The 15,955-nt window shown below is 58.7% G+C and carries 15 protein-coding genes; 5 read left to right on the plus strand and 10 right to left on the minus strand.

The features are described from left to right. Positions 1–6 precede the first annotated feature (6 nt). From atpH to mioC, 10 genes are all read right to left on the minus strand, one after another. Positions 7–540, minus strand: a complete 534-nt coding sequence (gene atpH, locus LRL22_RS16055) for a F0F1 ATP synthase subunit delta (RefSeq protein ID WP_005339341.1) — start codon at positions 538–540, stop codon at positions 7–9. Between the two features lie 13 nt (positions 541–553). Further along, entirely contained in the window at positions 554–1,024 is a 471-nt protein-coding gene (atpF, locus tag LRL22_RS16060) for a F0F1 ATP synthase subunit B (RefSeq protein WP_005339336.1), read from the minus strand. 53 nt (positions 1,025–1,077) lie between these two features. Continuing rightward, positions 1,078–1,320 carry a F0F1 ATP synthase subunit C gene (gene atpE / locus LRL22_RS16065; protein ID WP_005307205.1) on the minus strand — a complete coding sequence of 81 codons (243 nt, stop codon included), beginning with the start codon at positions 1,318–1,320 and terminating at the stop codon, positions 1,078–1,080. Between the two features lie 58 nt (positions 1,321–1,378). Further along, positions 1,379–2,161, minus strand: coding sequence for a F0F1 ATP synthase subunit A (atpB, locus tag LRL22_RS16070; RefSeq protein WP_005339335.1), 783 nt, complete (start codon positions 2,159–2,161; stop codon positions 1,379–1,381). Positions 2,162–2,169: 8 nt separating this feature from the next. Continuing rightward, positions 2,170–2,580, minus strand: a complete 411-nt coding sequence (locus LRL22_RS16075) for an ATP synthase subunit I (RefSeq protein WP_019445506.1) — start codon at positions 2,578–2,580, stop codon at positions 2,170–2,172. A gap of 190 nt (positions 2,581–2,770) precedes the next feature. Then, positions 2,771–3,679 carry a ParB/RepB/Spo0J family partition protein gene (locus tag LRL22_RS16080; protein WP_234603296.1) on the minus strand — a complete coding sequence of 303 codons (909 nt, stop codon included), beginning with the start codon at positions 3,677–3,679 and terminating at the stop codon, positions 2,771–2,773. Then, a complete protein-coding gene (locus LRL22_RS16085) occupies positions 3,676–4,479 on the minus strand; it encodes a ParA family protein (protein ID WP_216952494.1) in 804 nt (267 codons plus the stop codon). The genes LRL22_RS16080 and LRL22_RS16085 overlap by 4 nt, the downstream gene beginning before the upstream one ends. A 26-nt stretch (positions 4,480–4,505) precedes the next feature. After that, positions 4,506–5,132, minus strand: a complete 627-nt coding sequence (rsmG, locus tag LRL22_RS16090; RefSeq protein ID WP_033115246.1) for a 16S rRNA (guanine(527)-N(7))-methyltransferase RsmG — start codon at positions 5,130–5,132, stop codon at positions 4,506–4,508. 8 nt (positions 5,133–5,140) lie between these two features. Next, positions 5,141–7,030, minus strand: coding sequence for a tRNA uridine-5-carboxymethylaminomethyl(34) synthesis enzyme MnmG (mnmG, locus tag LRL22_RS16095; RefSeq protein WP_100654726.1), 1,890 nt, complete (start codon positions 7,028–7,030; stop codon positions 5,141–5,143). 508 nt (positions 7,031–7,538) lie between these two features. Then, positions 7,539–7,988 (minus strand): FMN-binding protein MioC, encoded by a 450-nt coding sequence (mioC, locus tag LRL22_RS16100; RefSeq protein WP_270905864.1) that lies wholly within the window; start codon positions 7,986–7,988, stop codon positions 7,539–7,541. Positions 7,989–8,384: 396 nt separating this feature from the next. Between mioC and LRL22_RS16105 the strand changes: the two genes are divergently transcribed. The 5 genes from LRL22_RS16105 to fhuB all read left to right on the plus strand — a co-directional run bounded on the left by LRL22_RS16105 (position 8,385) and on the right by fhuB (position 15,916). After that, complete coding sequence (locus LRL22_RS16105; protein ID WP_270905865.1) at positions 8,385–10,481, plus strand: TonB-dependent siderophore receptor; 2,097 nt, start codon at positions 8,385–8,387, stop codon at positions 10,479–10,481. Positions 10,482–10,560: 79 nt separating this feature from the next. Then, complete coding sequence (locus LRL22_RS16110) at positions 10,561–12,207, plus strand: multidrug ABC transporter permease/ATP-binding protein (protein ID WP_160880840.1); 1,647 nt, start codon at positions 10,561–10,563, stop codon at positions 12,205–12,207. A 46-nt stretch (positions 12,208–12,253) separates the two neighbouring features. Then, on the plus strand, positions 12,254–13,018 hold the full coding sequence (locus LRL22_RS16115) for an ATP-binding cassette domain-containing protein (RefSeq protein ID WP_270905866.1): 765 nt from the start codon (positions 12,254–12,256) through the stop codon (positions 13,016–13,018). A gap of 34 nt (positions 13,019–13,052) precedes the next feature. Continuing rightward, a complete protein-coding gene (locus LRL22_RS16120; RefSeq protein ID WP_270905889.1) occupies positions 13,053–13,937 on the plus strand; it encodes an ABC transporter substrate-binding protein in 885 nt (294 codons plus the stop codon). Continuing rightward, positions 13,934–15,916: a Fe(3+)-hydroxamate ABC transporter permease FhuB gene (gene fhuB / locus LRL22_RS16125; RefSeq protein ID WP_270905867.1), complete on the plus strand. Its 1,983-nt coding sequence runs from the start codon at positions 13,934–13,936 to the stop codon at positions 15,914–15,916. The genes LRL22_RS16120 and fhuB overlap by 4 nt, the downstream gene beginning before the upstream one ends. The last annotated feature ends 39 nt before the right edge of the window (positions 15,917–15,955 follow it).

Here is a 15,955-nt window from a genome sequence, read left to right on the forward strand (position 1 = left end):
CCCCAATCAAGATTGCAGCGCGTCAGCCATGCGATCCAGCTTACCGCGGACTGTGCCGTCGATTACCAGATCACCGGCCTTGATGAGCACCCCGGCCATCAAGGACGCATCGATGCTGCAATTCAGCTTCACTTTGCGCGCGAGACGTTGTTCCAGAGAAGCCTGAATATTGGCTTTCTGCTGGTCGGTCAGTTCGATCGCCGAAATCACGTCAGCCTGAACCTCTTTATCCAGTTCAGCTTTGAACGCTACAAATTCAGCAACGACCGCCGGCAGCACACCCAAGCGACCATTCTCGGCCATCACCCGGATCAGGTTCTGGCCATGCACGTCGAGTTGCTCACCGCAGACACCGACAAACAGCGTTGCCAGCTCTTCGGCGGCCACAGAGCCGTTTACCAGGTTGTGCATGGTCTCGTTTTCCACTACTTGCGCAGCGAAACCGAGCATACCCAGCCACTGGTCAACCGCCTTGTGCTCAACGGCAAACTCGAAAGCAGCCTTGGCGTAGGGGCGAGCGATTGTAGTCAGTTCAGACATAGCCCCGTTCCCGTTACAGTTCTGCTACCAGTTTGTCGACGATGTCGCTGTTGGCAGCCTGGTCGATTTGACGCGCCAGGATCTTCTCTGCACCAGCAATGGCAAGAGCAGCAACCTGCTTACGCAGTTCTTCTTTGGCACGATGACGTTCAGCTTCGATCTCGGCACGGCCCTGAGCCAGGATTTTTTCCCGCTCAGACTGGGCACCAGCGGCAGCTTCATCAATGATCTGGGCTTTACGTTTGTTAGCCTGCTCAATGATTTCAGCAGCCTGCAGCTTGGCTTCTTTCAGCTGATCGGTGGCGTTGGCCTTGGCCAAATCCAGATCTTTCTTGGCACGTTCGGCAGAAGAGAGACCGTCAGCAATAGCTTTCTGACGGGCTTCGATGGCTGCAATCAGCGGCGGCCATACGTACTTCATGCAAAACACTACGAAGAAGAAAAAAGCAATTGCTTGGCCGAGGAGGGTGGCATTGATATTCACAGCCGATGTCCTCTTAAGTTAGTTAATGGGTTATGCCTGGAGAGTCGTACGACTTAGCCAGCAACCGCAAACATCACGTACAGACCCAGACCAACGGCGATCATCGGGATCGCATCCACCAGACCCATTACGATGAAGAACTGGGTACGCAGAACAGGGATCAGATCCGGTTGACGAGCAGCACCTTCCAGGAACTTGCCACCCAGGATACCGATACCGATGGAAGCGCCGATAGCAGCCAGACCCATCATCATTGCAGCAGCGATGTACAGCAGGTCCATGTTCAAGTTTTCCATGAGGATCTCCAGTTATTTAGATGTAATTGATTGTATAAAAAGGATTATTTGAGTTGCATCAACCATGGTCTTCCTGCGCCATCGACAGATAGACGATGGTCAGAACCATGAAAATGAATGCCTGCAAAGTGATGATCAGGATGTGGAAAATTGCCCAAGGCACGGACAGGATCCACTGTGACCACCAGGGTAACAAACCAGCAATCAGGATAAAGATCAGTTCGCCAGCATACATGTTGCCGAACAGTCGAAGACCCAGAGAAACAGGTTTGGAAATCAGCGTAACAGTTTCCAGGATGAGGTTAACCGGGATGGCCGCCGGGTGGTTGAAAGGCTGAAGCGTCAGCTCCTTCACAAACCCGCCGATACCCTTGACCTTGATGCTGTAATACAGGATCAAGAAGAACACGCCCAAAGCCATGGACATGGTGATGTTAACGTCAGCAGAGGGAACCACACGCAGATAGGGAATACCCATCAATTGTGCAGCGTGAGGGATAAAGTCAACGGGGATCAGATCCATGAAGTTCATCAGGAAGATCCACACAAACACCGTCAGTCCCAAAGGTGCGATGACCTTGTTGCGACCGTGAAAGATGTCTTTGACGTTACCATTCACAAACTCGACCAGCATCTCCACAAAGCACTGCAGCTTACCCGGCACCCCGCTGGTAGCGTTAACGGCTACTTTGCGGAACAGCAGGATAAACAGGGCGCCTAGCACGACGGAAAATACCATTGAGTCGATATTGACCGTCCAGAACCCGGACCCGACTTGAAGGTGGGTCAGGTGGTGGGAGATATATCCCTGAGGAGTCAGGACTTCTCCGGTTGCAGACATGAGTTTTCCTAATAGTGGTTGTTAAGCGTGAATGAAACCATCCACTGTACAACGAGGGCGAGGATATAAGTGGCGAAAAACGAGACGGTAACGACCTCGACTCCCGCACCAAACATCAGGGCGAATAGACCTGTTGTAGAAATGAGCTTAATCCCTGCCCCACCATAAAAGTCCCGCAAAACCAGGCCCACACTCTCGGTTGTCACCTTGCGGCGCAGCACCCAGACAGTAAACAAGGCTTGAGGAACCCAGTACATCCCCCCTCCGTAGAGAGCGGAATAACCGGCGCTGGCACCAGTCAGGTAAAACCAGACGGCACTCATCGCCAGGATCAGGATGAGCTGACAAACGAGCATAACCAAGGCCAGTGTCAAACCTTCCAAGGCTATTTTCTGCTTCACCAACCTACCCCTGAACATTACAGAACTGTAAAAAATCGGGATCCGAAGACCCCATGTTAACAGCTCTTAAAGCCGGTCAAATTATACCCTTGAGGGCAGCTATTGCAATATGACAAAAATCCTTAATTTTTGCGGCTTTCCGCGGCAAATCAGGGTTATGGTCATATCAAAAGGAATGGATGTTTTATTACTACAAAAAGCGTAAAAATCACGATTCCGACACGCCAAAATAGCCCAATATACGGTCCAAATCGGACAAATTCTCGTAACTTATTACTAACTTCCCGCTATCCCGCTTGCCAGGCTGAAGTTGCACCTGATTGCCAATTTTTTCTGCCAGTTGGCGCTCCAGGTAGCCGATCTGCGGATCACGGGCCGGTTCGACCCTGGCTTTTTCCGGTTCGAGCGCTTTTTGCACCAGCTTCTCGGTATCGCGCACGGTCAGCCCTTTCTGGGCAACCAGCTTGGCCAGTTCAGACTGGGCCTGGCCGCTCAGGGCCAGCAGGGCACGGGCATGGCCCATGTCGAGGTCGCCATGCTCGACGAAACGCTTCACGTCATCGTTGAGCTGGTTGAGACGCAACAGGTTGGTCACCGTGGTGCGGGACTTGCCCACCGCCTCGGCCACCTGCTGGTGGGTGAGTTCGAATTCGGTCAGCAGTCTTTGTAAAGCGACCGCCTCTTCGATGGCATTAAGGTCTTCCCGCTGAATATTCTCAATCAGCGCGATGGCGACGGCAGCCTCGTCGGGAACATCCTTGACGATACAGGGCACCACCTCAAGCCGCGCCAGCTGGGACGCGCGCCAGCGCCGCTCACCGGCAATGATTTCGAAGGATTGTTCGCCGAGAGGGCGTACCACGATGGGCTGGATCACCCCCTGGGCGCGGATGGAGTTGGCAAGCTCTTCCAGTGCATCCTGGGACATATCCTTGCGGGGCTGGTACTTGCCGGACTGTAACCACTCCACCGGCAGCTTGCGCAGCTCGCCCTGATTGGTGGGGGCCATGGCCTCTTCAGTACGTTGATCGCTCATCACCTGTTTCTGGCGGGCAGCCGTGCTGGTACTGAGCAGGGCATCCAGCCCCTTGCCCAGTCCACGTTTTTTCGGAGTCATATGCTCTCTCGGTCTGCGATGGTCGCCTGACGTTCCTGCTCCTGGCGGCGCAGGATCTCGCCAGCCAGTGCCAGGTAGGCCTTGGCGCCCACCGATGATTTGTCATAGTGCATGGCCGGGGCACCGAAACTCGGGGCCTCAGCCAGTCTAACGTTGCGGGGAATGATGGTGCGGTAGACTTTGTCGCCAAAGTGCTGTTTTAGCTGATCGGACACATCATTGGCCAGCCGGTTGCGGTGATCGTACATGGTACGCAGCACACCTTCGATCTTGAGATCGGGATTGACCACGGCGGCCAGCTTGCTGATGGTGTCGACCAGGGCGGTGAGCCCTTCCAGCGCATAGTATTCGCACTGCATGGGCACCAGCACGGAGTCGGCGGCGGCCATGGCATTCACGGTCAGCATGTTGAGGGAAGGTGGGCAGTCGATGAAGACGTAGTCGTACTTGTCCCGCACCGAGGCCAGCGCATTGCGCAGACGGATCTCGCGGGCGAAAAACTCCATCAGGCGGATTTCGGCTGCGGTCACGTCGGCGTTGGCGGCGATCAGGTGATAACCACCGGAAGTTTCGGGTATGATCACCTCGCTGATGGGAGCATCTTCGATCAGCAGCTCATAGGCGGTGCGCTCGACTTCGTACTTGTCGACGCCGCTGCCCATGGTGGCATTGCCCTGCGGATCCAGATCGATCACCAGCACCTTGCGCCGGGTGGCGGCCATGGAGGCGGCCAGGTTCACACAGGTGGTGGTTTTACCCACTCCACCCTTCTGGTTGGCTATGGCAATGACTTTTCCCACACTATCCCCTAAATGAAACTGCGACCCTATTCGGGCTGGATATGTTTGAATTCCAGCAGATGACGTTCGCCTTCCAGCTCCGGCACCCGCAGCTCATGACAGGCTACCAGACGGATATTGGCAGGCAACTGGGCCAGCTCCTCTGCGGGATATTGTCCCTTGAGCGCGAGGAAGCTGCCCTGTTCTGACGGCAGGTGGTGACACCAGCTCAGCATGTCCTCTAGCGAAGCGAACGCTCTGCTGAGTACACCATCAAACCCGACTTCGGGTTGATACTCTTCCACCCGGGATTTGATCGGCGTCACATTGGTCAACCCCAGCTCCAGAATGACCTGGCGGATGAAGTTGATCCGCTTGCCCAGACTGTCGAGCAGGACGAACTGCTTGTCCGGATTGATGATCGCCAGCGGCAATCCCGGCAAGCCGGGACCTGTCCCCACGTCGATGAAGCGCTCACCGTGCAAGTGGGGGCTTACCACCAGGCTATCGAGGATATGCTTGACCAGCATGGCGTCCGGATCTCGCACCGAGGTGAGATTGTAAGCCTTGTTCCACTTGTGCAGCAACTCGACCAACTGCACCAGTTGGCTCTTTTGGGTATCGGTGATAACAATTCCGGCCTGCATGAGCAGGCCGTTCAATCTTTCCAACATGGGATTCCTCAGGCGGTTTTACGCAGCAGGCCGTGTTTTTTCAGGTGAACCAGCAGGATGGAGATGGCCGCTGGGGTGATGCCGGAGATGCGGGAAGCCTGACCAATGGTCTGCGGCTTGGCATCGTTCAGCTTGGCTTTCACCTCGTTGGAGAGGCCGTTCACCTCGCGATAGTCCAGATCCAGCGGCAGCAGGGTGTTCTCGTTGCGCAGCTGTTTTTCCACTTCATCGTGCTGACGTTCGATGTAACCGGCGTACTTGATCTGGATCTCAACCTGTTCGGCCGCGGCAGGATCAGTCACGGAAGGGCCGACACCTTCGATTGCCATCAGCGCATCATAGGTCACCTCGGGGCGACGCAGCAGCTCTTCCAGACTCTGTTCGCGGGTCAGCGGGGTGTTGACCAAGGCGTTGACCGCTTCCAGTGACGGATGTTGCGGGTGGATCCAGGTTGAACGCATGCGCTGACGCTCCAGCTCGACCTGTTCCATCTTGGCGTTGAATTTGCTCCAGCGCTCGTCATCCACCAGACCCAGTTCGCGACCGATGGCGGTCAGGCGGATATCGGCGTTGTCTTCACGCAGCAGCAGGCGATATTCGGCGCGGCTGGTGAACATGCGGTAAGGCTCGCGGGTCCCCAGAGTGGAGAGATCGTCCATCATCACGCCCATGTAGGCCTGATCCCGACGCGGGTTCCAGGGATCCTTGTCCTGGGCACGCAGCGCGGCGTTCAGACCGGCCATCAGGCCTTGTGCCGCCGCCTCTTCGTAACCGGTCGTACCGTTGATCTGGCCAGCGAAGAACAGGTTTGGAATGCACTTGCTCTCCATGTTGGCCTTGAGATCCCGCGGATCGAAGAAATCATATTCGATGGCATAGCCGGGGCGGGTGATGTGGGCGTTCTCGAAGCCGCGCACAGAACGGACGATCTGCACCTGCACGTCAAACGGCAGGCTGGTGGATATCCCGTTCGGATAGAGTTCGTGGGTGGTCAGGCCTTCCGGTTCGACGAAGATCTGGTGAGCCGTCTTGTCGGCGAAACGGGTGATCTTGTCTTCGATCGACGGGCAGTAGCGCGGGCCGATCCCCTCGATCACCCCGGCGTACATGGGGCTGCGATCCAGGTTATTGCGGATCACCTCGTGGGTACGCTCGTTGGTGTGGGTGACGTAGCAGGGCACTTGACGGGGATGCTGGCTGGCATTGCCGATAAACGAGAAGACGGGGCGCGGATCGTCACCGTGCTGCTCCTGCATTACGGAGAAATCGACGCTGCGGGCATCGATGCGCGGCGGCGTACCCGTCTTGAGACGATCGATGCGCAGCGGCAGTTCACGCAGGCGCTGGGCCAAGGCGATCGAGGGAGGATCCCCGGCACGGCCGCCCTTGTAGTTTTCCATCCCGATGTGGATCAAACCGTTCAGGAAGGTACCGACCGTCAGCACCACTGTCTTGCCGCTGATGCGGATCCCGCTCTGGGTGACCACACCGGCAACACGATCCCCGTCCATGATCAGATCGTCACAGGCTTGCTGGAAGATCTTCAGGTTCGGGTAGTTCTCCAGCATCTGGCGAACGACGGCCTTGTAGAGCAGGCGATCCGCCTGGGCACGAGTGGCTCGCACTGCCGGGCCCTTGGAGGAGTTGAGGGTGCGGAACTGGATCCCGCCAAGATCGATGGCACGCGCCATGATCCCGCCGAGTGCGTCAACTTCCTTGACCAGGTGTCCCTTGCCGATCCCGCCGATCGCCGGATTACAGGACATGTGTCCCAGCGTATCGATATTGTGGGTCAGCAACAGGGTGTTCATGCCCATACGGGCTGCCGCTGTTGCTGCTTCGGTTCCGGCATGACCGCCACCGACGACGATCACATCAAATTGTTCATGGTATTGCATTGGGATCACCTTGATCTGCACGCCTGAAGATCTTTATTTGCCTGGGCTAAAGGGCGGAACATTCTATCTGTTTCGCGTCCTGAGGGGAACGTCTACTTAACGTTCAGTATGAAGGGAGGATCCACTAATTAGATCTTAAGGATCTTTAGATCGATCTTTTACTGGATCTCTTATTAGGATCCGCCCTTTCTGTTGATAAGCACTTTTTGATCATAAAGATCATTAATTTAAAGACGATCCTAGCTTGTGGAAAAGCTTGGATCCTGGCCCGGTGAACGAGGGGATAACCAGGACTTTTATACACAGAGGTCTGTCGGTCTGGATCTAATACATGGATAACTATAGGTTTTGCAGAGCTTTACACCGTAGTTATGCACATTACCCCTGGGCGTTGTGGGTAACATTGTAGAACAACTCCCCCGGATCAATCTGTTAATAACATGGTGGATAGTCGATCTGGGGATAAGTGGGGAGATCAAGCTTTTTTTCAGGATCTCCCGCACTCTGATCAGGCGATCAGCGTCATCCAGTCGCGGATCCACACTTCTGCGGCATCTTCGGGGATCTCGTGTTGGGTCACATCAATGTCGAGCCGCTCGCCGATCCGGCTGGCACCGCACTCGGCCAGCAGCCGATCCAGCGTCTTGCCACCCTGGCAAAAGGTGTCATAACTGCTGTCACCAAGGGCGATCACGCCATATTTCAATGAATTAAGATCCGGATGCTGCTCGGCAAGATCCTTGGCGAAGGGTTGCAGGTTGTCGGGCACATCCCCGGCACCATGGGTGGAAGTGACCACCAGCAGGATGGATCCCGCATCATCCAGCACCTCTGCCAGCTTGGCCGGGTTGTGGATCCGGGTCTGGTGGCCAGCCTGTTCCAGCAGGTTGGCGACGTGGTCTGCGACATATTCGGCGGCGCCCAGCATGGAGCCGACGACGAGATTGAGTTTGGCCATGGAATGGATCCTGATTTCAGACAAAGAAACGGAAAGCCGGATTCTACCGCCAAAGGGTGTGGATAAATATGGATAAAGCTTGGGGATAATGGATCCAGTCAGATAATGCCACCGGATCCATCCTGCCGATCTTTTTTCTGCTTCTTGATATTCCTCTCCATTTTCTTCTCCGCTCATAGCTCTCCTGATGGCTCCCATCTCCCGCGAAATCCTGCCAACGATGCAGCTAGATAACAATGTAGATGCAAATGATTAGCAATTATTGAATCGATTCGATCACGGCTCCTGTAGTAGGATTGCGCTGCTTTATTCGCCCATGGAACAGGGTGATGTCGTGACAAACGACCACAAATAACAATTAAAACAACATAACTCATTGATAAACGAGACTTTAATATGATTGCGCAAAAATACACTACAGGACCCGGCAAGAAGGGCGCCTTCGGCGTGCTTTCGCTCTCCGGTTTGCTCGTCTCCCTGCCGCTGATGGCTGAACAAACCACCGCTGAGCTGCCCAAAGCCAGCGAAACCATGGTGGTGACAGGTACGGCCATGAAGGTGGAAGTGCCGATGGCCGAGACCCCTCGCGCCGTCTCCGTGGTTAATCGCGAGGAACTGGATCAGCACGCCGTGTTGCAGCTGGATGAAGCGATTCGCTACCGTTCCGGCGTATTGACCGGCCTCTATGGCTCAGACAACAACACCGACTGGTTCAAGGTGCGTGGCTTCGATGCCGCCTCTTATCTGGATGGCAACCGGTTGTTTGGCACCGGCTACTACATCTGGACGCCGGAACCGTTCGGTCTGGAGAGTGTGGAAGTGCTGAAGGGGCCAGCCTCGATCCTTTACGGTGAGGCGCCTCCGGGCGGGGTGATCAATGCCATCAGCAAGCGGCCGACCGCCACGCCGCAAGGGCAGGTGGATCTGCAGCTTGGTAGCCGGGATCATCGTCAGGTCGGGGTGGATGTCTCTGACGCTCTCTCCGACAACAGCCGCTACCGCATGGTTGCTCTTTATAAAGAGCGTGATGGTGTGCTTACCGGTACTTATAACGATCGGGTTTATCTGGCGCCCAGCGTCACCTTCGATCTTTCGGATCGTACCAGCCTGACCCTGCTGGCCAGTTTCCTGCACGACGAAGGGATCCCGACCAACGGCTTCTTCCCGGTCTATGGCACCCTGAATACGTCAGGTGGCCAGATTGATCCCTCCACCAACCTGAGCCAGCCGGATTACGATCGCAACCGCAATACCCAGATCTCCACCGGTTACGAGCTGGCCCACCAGCTCAACCAGAGCTGGGAGTTCAAGCAGAACGTCCGCTTCAACTACAACGATCTGCTGCTGCGCCAGACCTATATCTTCCCGACCTATGAAGGCACAACCGCCAGTCGTGGCCTGGTTTACCGCGATGGCAATACCAAGAGTGCCACCATGGATAACCAGATGGTGGGCTACTGGAACACCGACAGCACCGAGCAGACCTTGCTGCTGGGGGTGGATCTGCAGCGTCACGTCAATGAAGGGGTCGAGGCCGACAACTACGCCATGGGCACCATCAATACCATGAACCCAGATTACAGCGGCTTCCCCGGTTTTGACGAGTCGACAGCCACTCACCAGAAGAGCAGCAAGGGCCAGAGCGGCCTCTATGCCCAGCACCAGATCCGCTGGGACGATCGCTGGTTGCTGACTGCCGGTGGCCGTTTCGACTATGTGGAGACCCACAACACCAATACCAGCAAGGACGAGCGCCAGTACGATCACGAGCTCTCCCTCTCGGGCAGCCTGATGTATCTGGCTGACAACGGCCTCTCTCCCTACTTTGCCTATGCCGAGTCGTTCGAGGTGCTGCCGGGGATAGATCCCAACACCAAGAGTTCCTACAAGCCGCTCAAGGGCAAGCTCTACGAGACCGGCGTGAAGTATGCGCCTGCCTTCCTCGACGGTTACATCAATCTGGCGCTGTTCGATCTGGCCCAGACCAACTCGCTGGTCTCTACCGGTTCCGGCCAGCAGACCCAGACGGGTGAAGTGACCTCTCAGGGGGTTGAGCTGGAAGGGAGCGTGCAGGTGACCGATGCACTGCGTCTGACCGCTGCTTATACCTACACCGATGCCAAAACCAACGACACCGGCAGTGGCGATCGCCGTGCCAGCCTGATCCCGCGCCATCAGGCCTCCTTCTGGGGTAACTACAAGGTGCAGCAAGGGGTGGCTTCGGGTCTGGAGCTGGGTACCGGTGTACGTTATATCGGTTCCAGCGTGGGTATTGGCGCCGTGAATGCGGACTACACCCCCATCTACGGCTCTGCCGAGGTGCCGGCCCATACCGTGTGGGATGCGATGATCGGGTATGACTTTGCCAAGAACTGGCGCGCCCAGCTCAACGTCAACAACCTGCTGGGTGAAACCTACGTGGCCAGTTGTGACTACTACTGCTACTACGGCGAGCCGCGCAGCGTAGTGGGCAGCATCAACTACCGCTGGTAATCGAAGTCGGGCGGGAACCGGATTCCCGCCCTTCTTTTCACCCGCAGTTGTTCTGATCTCTCTGGAATACCGGTCCGTTATGGAACTCTTGTCTCTGGTTTATCGCCAATATCGTTGGCCCTTTATCGCCATTACCCTGCTCAGTCTGCTCAGTGCAGTTAGCGGGATTGGCGTCATTGCCTTTATCAATCAGTCTCTTATCGAATCTATAGGTGATCCGCTACCGATCCTCGGTCAGCTGGTCGGCCTGATTGTGTTGCTGCTGGTGATCACACTCGGATCTCAGCTGGCCCTGACCACTCTCGGTCACCATTTTGTCTACCGGTTGCGCGGCCGTCTGCTCAAGCAACTGCTGGATAGCGATGTCGCCCGCATCCGCCAGATAGGTCAGGGGCCGCTGCTGGCCTCCCTCTCCAGCGATATCGGCCAGATCACCATCGCCTTCGTGCGCCTGCCTGAGCTGGTGCAGGGGCTGGTGCTCACGCTGGGTTCTGCCCTCTATCTTGGCTGGCTCTCTCCTGCATTACTCGGGGTGACCGCACTCTGGGTCACCGTCACCATGGTGGTGGGCTGGTTGCTGGTGAACCGTGTTTATCGCCATCTCTCCCAAATGCGTCAGGCTGAAGATCGGCTCTATCAGAACTATCAGGCCATCATCGCTGGCAGCAAGGAGCTGGCGCTCAACCGCGAGCGGGCTCACTTCGTTTACCACCAGCTTTATGAACAAAATGCCCGTGACTACCGCCAGCAGATCATCCGCGCCGACACCTATCACCTTAGCGCGGTGAACTGGTCGAATATCATGATGCTGGGGGCCATCGGTCTGGTCTTCTTTCTGGCCAACGGCCTTGGCTGGGCCAACACCAATGTGGCCGCTACCTTCGCCCTGACCCTGCTGTTCCTGCGCACCCCGCTGTTGCAGGGGATTGGTGCCCTGCCGACCCTGCTTGCCGCTCAGGTGGCGTTCGACAAGATCGCCGCCCTCAATCTGGCCGAGCCGGATGCGGACTTCCCGCTGCCGCCCGCCATCCGCCCCTGGCAGCGTATCGAGTTGGAGCAGGTGAGCTTTCACTATCAGGGGGAGGGCGGCTTTGCCGTCGGCCCCATCGATCTGGTCATCGAAAAGGGGGAGCAGATCTTCATCATCGGTGGCAATGGCTCCGGCAAGTCGACGCTGGCCATGCTGCTGACCGGCCTTTACCAGCCGGTATCGGGCCGGATCCTGCTGGATGGTGAGCCGATCACCGATCGCAACGGCTATCTGGCGCTCTTCTCCGCCATCTTCACCGACTATCACCTGTTCCAGCACCTGCTGGGGCCGGAACCCAAGGATGAGCTGGTGGCCGAGTGGCTGGAGCGGTTGCAGATGGGCAGCAAGCTCACCATCGAGGATGGCTTTATCGCCGATATCGATCTCTCCCAAGGGCAGCGCAAGCGGGTCGCCCTGCTGCTGGCGCTGGCCGAGCAGCGCGAGGTGATGCTGTTTGACGAGTGGGCCGCGGATCAGGATCCTCAGTTCCGGCGCATCTTCTATCAGGTGCTGTTGCCGCGCCTCAAGGAGATGGGCAAGACGGTGATTGCCATCAGCCACGACGATCACTACTTCCCGCTGGCCGATCGCCTGCTGGAGATGCGGCAGGGAAAACTCACCGAACTGACCGGCGCGCGCCGTGCCGCAGTGAGCCGCGATGCGATCGCCCATCTGGATTGCGAGGTGCCGGCTTGATGCCGGCACCGATGAGACAGGCGGCAAGCCAGCACAGGAATTGATTATGTTCGAGATGAAATCAGCCAGCTTCACGGTCAATGACCGCACGCTGCTGCACCCCACCGACCTGCGTTTCGAGCAGGGACAGGTCTATGGCCTCATCGGCCACAATGGGTCGGGTAAATCGACCCTGCTCAAGCTGCTGGCTCGCCAGCAACCCCTTAGCGACGGCGAGATCCTGTTCGATGGCAAGCCGCTGCCCGACTGGGGCAACCGGGAGTTTGCCCGTCAGGTGGCCTATCTGCCCCAGCATCTGCCGAGCGCCGAGAATCTGCTCGGGCGGGAGCTGGTGGAGATGGGCCGCTACCCTTGGCGTGGCCTGCTGGGCCGGATGGGGGCGGAGGATCACCGTCAGGTCGATCGGGCCATCGCCCTTACCCATACCGAACGCTTTGCCGATCGGCTGGTGGATACCCTCTCCGGCGGCGAGCGGGGGCGGGTCTGGCTGGCGATGCTGCTGGCCCAGGAGAGCCGCTTTATCCTGCTGGACGAGCCGCTGGCCGCGCTGGACGTGGCCCATCAGGTGGAGGTGCTCACGCTGGTCAAGCAGTTGAGCCGTCAGCTAAACCTCGGGGTCATCATCGTCATTCACGACATCAATATGGCCTCCCGCTTCTGTGATCGGCTGGTGGCGCTCCACTCCGGCCGCCTGCTTACCCACGGCGAACCTGAGAGGCTCATGACCAGCGAGACCCTGCACGCTATCTATGGCATTCCGATGGAGGTCATTCGCCACCCGGCTCATGCTCATCCCATCGCCATCGTCTGACCGGGGGGCTCTCTTGAACCGTTTATTGAAGAAGATGGCACCTTGCCTTATTAGCCTGCTGCTGCCACTTGCGGCGCAGGCCGACAAATCCCCGATCGCTTCTGCGCCGCTACCCCGTATCGCCACCGTCGATTGGACCATAGCCGAAACCCTGCTGGCACTCGGGGTGACGCCGCTGGCGGTGGGGGATGCAGGCCCCTATCAGGCATGGGTCGGCGAGCCACGGCTACCTGCCGGGGTGGTAGATATCGGCCTGCGCACCCAGCCCAACCGCGAGCTGCTGGCGGAGCTCAAACCCGATCGCATCCTCATCTCGCCGCTGGCGGCCCCGCTGGCGCCAACTCTTTCCCGCATTGCACCGGTGAGCACCATCGCCCTCTATGATGGGCAAACCGATCTGTGGCAGAGACTGCACGAGGTGACCCTGACCCTCGCCCGTATAGTGGGCAAAACCGCCGAGGGCGAACGGCTGCTGGCCGGGCTGGATCGGGATCTCGCCAGAATGCAGGCCGGATTGCCTACGGATCTGCCGCCTCTGCTGGTGGTGCAGTTTATCGATGAGCGCCATGTGCGGGTGTTTGGTCGCCACAGCCTGTTCGATGCGGTGATGACGCGGCTCGGGCTGCGTAATGGTTGGCAGGAGCAGACCAATGACTGGGGTTTCTCGGTGGTCAGCATCGAGCAGTTTATGACCTTGCCAACCGCGCGGCTGGTGGTGGTCGATCCCATCCCGGTAGGGGTGAGCGAACGGCTGCAGGAGCCTGGACTGTGGCAGCATCTGCCGCTGGTACGGCAGGCGCCCGTGCTGCATCTACCTGCGGTCTGGAGTTTTGGCGGCGTATTGGCCGCCCGCCGTTTCGCCGGTCTGCTCAGCGATGCATTGCTGCAAGATGCCGAGCGTATGGAGGCTAGCCGATGAAGCGACTGCTCACCTCGCCGCTGCTGCGGCCGGTTTCGATCCTGCTGGGGTTGACCCTCTTGCTCGCGTATTGGGAGCTGGCTCGCCAGCTGCCCGGTGCGCTCTGGTGGCAGAGCCTCTTCGCCCCCAATCTGGATGATGTCAGCCAAGCGGTGGTGCATTTCAGCTGGCTGCCCCGCCTGGTTGTCACCCTGTTGGCCGGGGCGGCGCTCGGGCTGGCAGGCACCCTGATGCAGCAGGTGCTGCGCAACCCGCTCGCGTCACCGACCACCTTGGGTGTGGCCTCCGGTGCTCAACTGGCGTTGATGATGGTGACCCTGTTTGCCCCCTCCTGGTTGCTGCTGGGGCGGGAGTGGATCGCCATGGTTGGCGGTAGCCTTGCGATGGCGCTGGTGTTTGCCCTGGCCTGGCGTCGTCATCTCAATCCGGTGGTCATCGTCTTTGCCGGGCTGGTGATCAACCTCTATCTGGCGGCCATCAGCATGGGGCTCTTGCTGTTCTTTCAGGAGGAGCTGAAAGGCTTGCTGGTGTGGGGCAGTGGCTCGCTGGTGCAGAACAGCTGGAGCGGGGTGAGTTACCTGTTACCCCGCCTGCTGGCAGCCGCTTTGCTGGCCGTTGTGCTGGTGCGCCCGCTGGCGGTGCTGGAGCTGGATGATGCCAGCGCCCGCAGTCTGGGAGTCTCCCTGCAGCATCTGCGTTTTGCCGGACTGGGGCTGGCGGTGTTTGTCACCGCTTGCGTGGTGAGCGTGGTGGGGCTGATCGGCTTTATCGGGCTGGCGGCGCCCGCCATGGTGCGGCTGCTCGGGATCCGCCAGCTCGGCCAGCGGCTGCTGTGGGCACCGATCCTCGGCGCCCTGCTGCTGGCGGCGACCGATCTGTTGCTGCAAAGCCTGAGCCGCTTCTGGCCAGTATTGCTCCCCACCGGCGCTATGACCGCTCTGCTGGGGGCGCCGCTGCTGCTCTGGTTGATCCCGCGCCTTGGCATCAAGTCGGGTGCGCCGAAGGCAAACGCCGGCTTGTTGGTGGCCCGCCACCCGGCGCCGGCTCGCCTTATCGGCCTGTTGCTGGTCGGGCTGATGCTGACCGTGGTCGCCTCCCTGCTGGTTGGACAGGGAATGACGGGCTGGAGCTGGCCAAGCTGGCTCCGCTGGCAGGCCCAACTGGAGTGGCGGCTGCCGCGCACTCTGGCGGCGGGGGCGGCTGGCGTGCTGCTGGCGCTGGCGGGCACCCTGTTGCAGCGGGTCAGCAACAACCCGATGGCGAGCCCGGAGTTGCTGGGGGTGAGCGGCGGCACCTTTATGGGGGTTATAGCGACGGCCTTACTGCTGCCAGCTTTGCCGTTGCCCATAATGCTGCTGGGCGGCCTGATCGGGGCCTTCGCTTGTCTCTTGCTGCTGGTGCTGGTCAATCGCAAGCACGGCTTCCAGCCGGAGCGGATCCTGCTCTCCGGCATCGCCATCACGGCACTGTTTGAGCCGCTGCAGGCCATTGCGCTGGCCAACGGCGACCTGCGGGTGCAGCAACTGCTCTCCTGGATGTCCGGTTCTACCTATTACGTTACCCTGCCGGTAGCCTATGGGCTGGTGGGGCTGGCGCTGTTGATGCTGGCCGCCTGCCTGCTTGTCAGCCGCTGGCTCGATCTGCTGCCAATGGGGAGTGCTGTAGCGACTGCGCTTGGCATTCGCCTCAACCGTGCCCAGCTCGCCATCTTGCTGCTGGTGGCCGTGCTCACTGCCAGCGCCACCCTGGTGGTCGGGCCGCTCTCATTCGTCGGTCTGCTGGCGCCACATATGGCCAAGCTGATGGGGTTGGTGCGGGCACGCTGGCACCTGCTTGGGGCCGCCGCTTCCGGCGCCCTGCTGATGGTATCGGCGGACTGGGTCGGCCAGCAGATCCTCTTCCCGCAGGAAGTGCCGGTTGGGCTGGTCTCCACCCTGTTAGGGGGCGCTTACTTCATGTGGTGCCTGCGTCGCCTCTAGGTTTGCGGACAAAAAACGCACAACAAAAAGCCCGGGATG

The sequence above is a fragment of the Aeromonas sp. PI_26 genome, assembly GCF_027854445.1.
Lineage (GTDB): Bacteria > Pseudomonadota > Gammaproteobacteria > Enterobacterales > Aeromonadaceae > Aeromonas > Aeromonas veronii.

Excerpts from the sequence above, each read along its gene's own strand:
- atpH (WP_005339341.1), bottom strand. The coding sequence starts at position 540 with ATGTCTGAACTGACTACAATCGCTCGCCCCTACGCCAAGGCTGCTTTC.
- atpE (WP_005307205.1), bottom strand. The coding sequence starts at position 1,320 with ATGGAAAACTTGAACATGGACCTGCTGTACATCGCTGCTGCAATGATG.
- atpB (WP_005339335.1), bottom strand. The coding sequence starts at position 2,161 with ATGTCTGCAACCGGAGAAGTCCTGACTCCTCAGGGATATATCTCCCAC.
- LRL22_RS16075 (WP_019445506.1), bottom strand. The coding sequence starts at position 2,580 with ATGTTCAGGGGTAGGTTGGTGAAGCAGAAAATAGCCTTGGAAGGTTTG.
- LRL22_RS16080 (WP_234603296.1), bottom strand. The coding sequence starts at position 3,679 with ATGACTCCGAAAAAACGTGGACTGGGCAAGGGGCTGGATGCCCTGCTC.
- rsmG (WP_033115246.1), bottom strand. The coding sequence starts at position 5,132 with ATGTTGGAAAGATTGAACGGCCTGCTCATGCAGGCCGGAATTGTTATC.
- mnmG (WP_100654726.1), bottom strand. The coding sequence starts at position 7,030 with ATGCAATACCATGAACAATTTGATGTGATCGTCGTCGGTGGCGGTCAT.
- mioC (WP_270905864.1), bottom strand. The coding sequence starts at position 7,988 with ATGGCCAAACTCAATCTCGTCGTCGGCTCCATGCTGGGCGCCGCCGAA.
- LRL22_RS16105 (WP_270905865.1), top strand. The coding sequence starts at position 8,385 with ATGATTGCGCAAAAATACACTACAGGACCCGGCAAGAAGGGCGCCTTC.
- LRL22_RS16110 (WP_160880840.1), top strand. The coding sequence starts at position 10,561 with ATGGAACTCTTGTCTCTGGTTTATCGCCAATATCGTTGGCCCTTTATC.
- LRL22_RS16115 (WP_270905866.1), top strand. The coding sequence starts at position 12,254 with ATGTTCGAGATGAAATCAGCCAGCTTCACGGTCAATGACCGCACGCTG.
- LRL22_RS16120 (WP_270905889.1), top strand. The coding sequence starts at position 13,053 with ATGGCACCTTGCCTTATTAGCCTGCTGCTGCCACTTGCGGCGCAGGCC.
- fhuB (WP_270905867.1), top strand. The coding sequence starts at position 13,934 with ATGAAGCGACTGCTCACCTCGCCGCTGCTGCGGCCGGTTTCGATCCTG.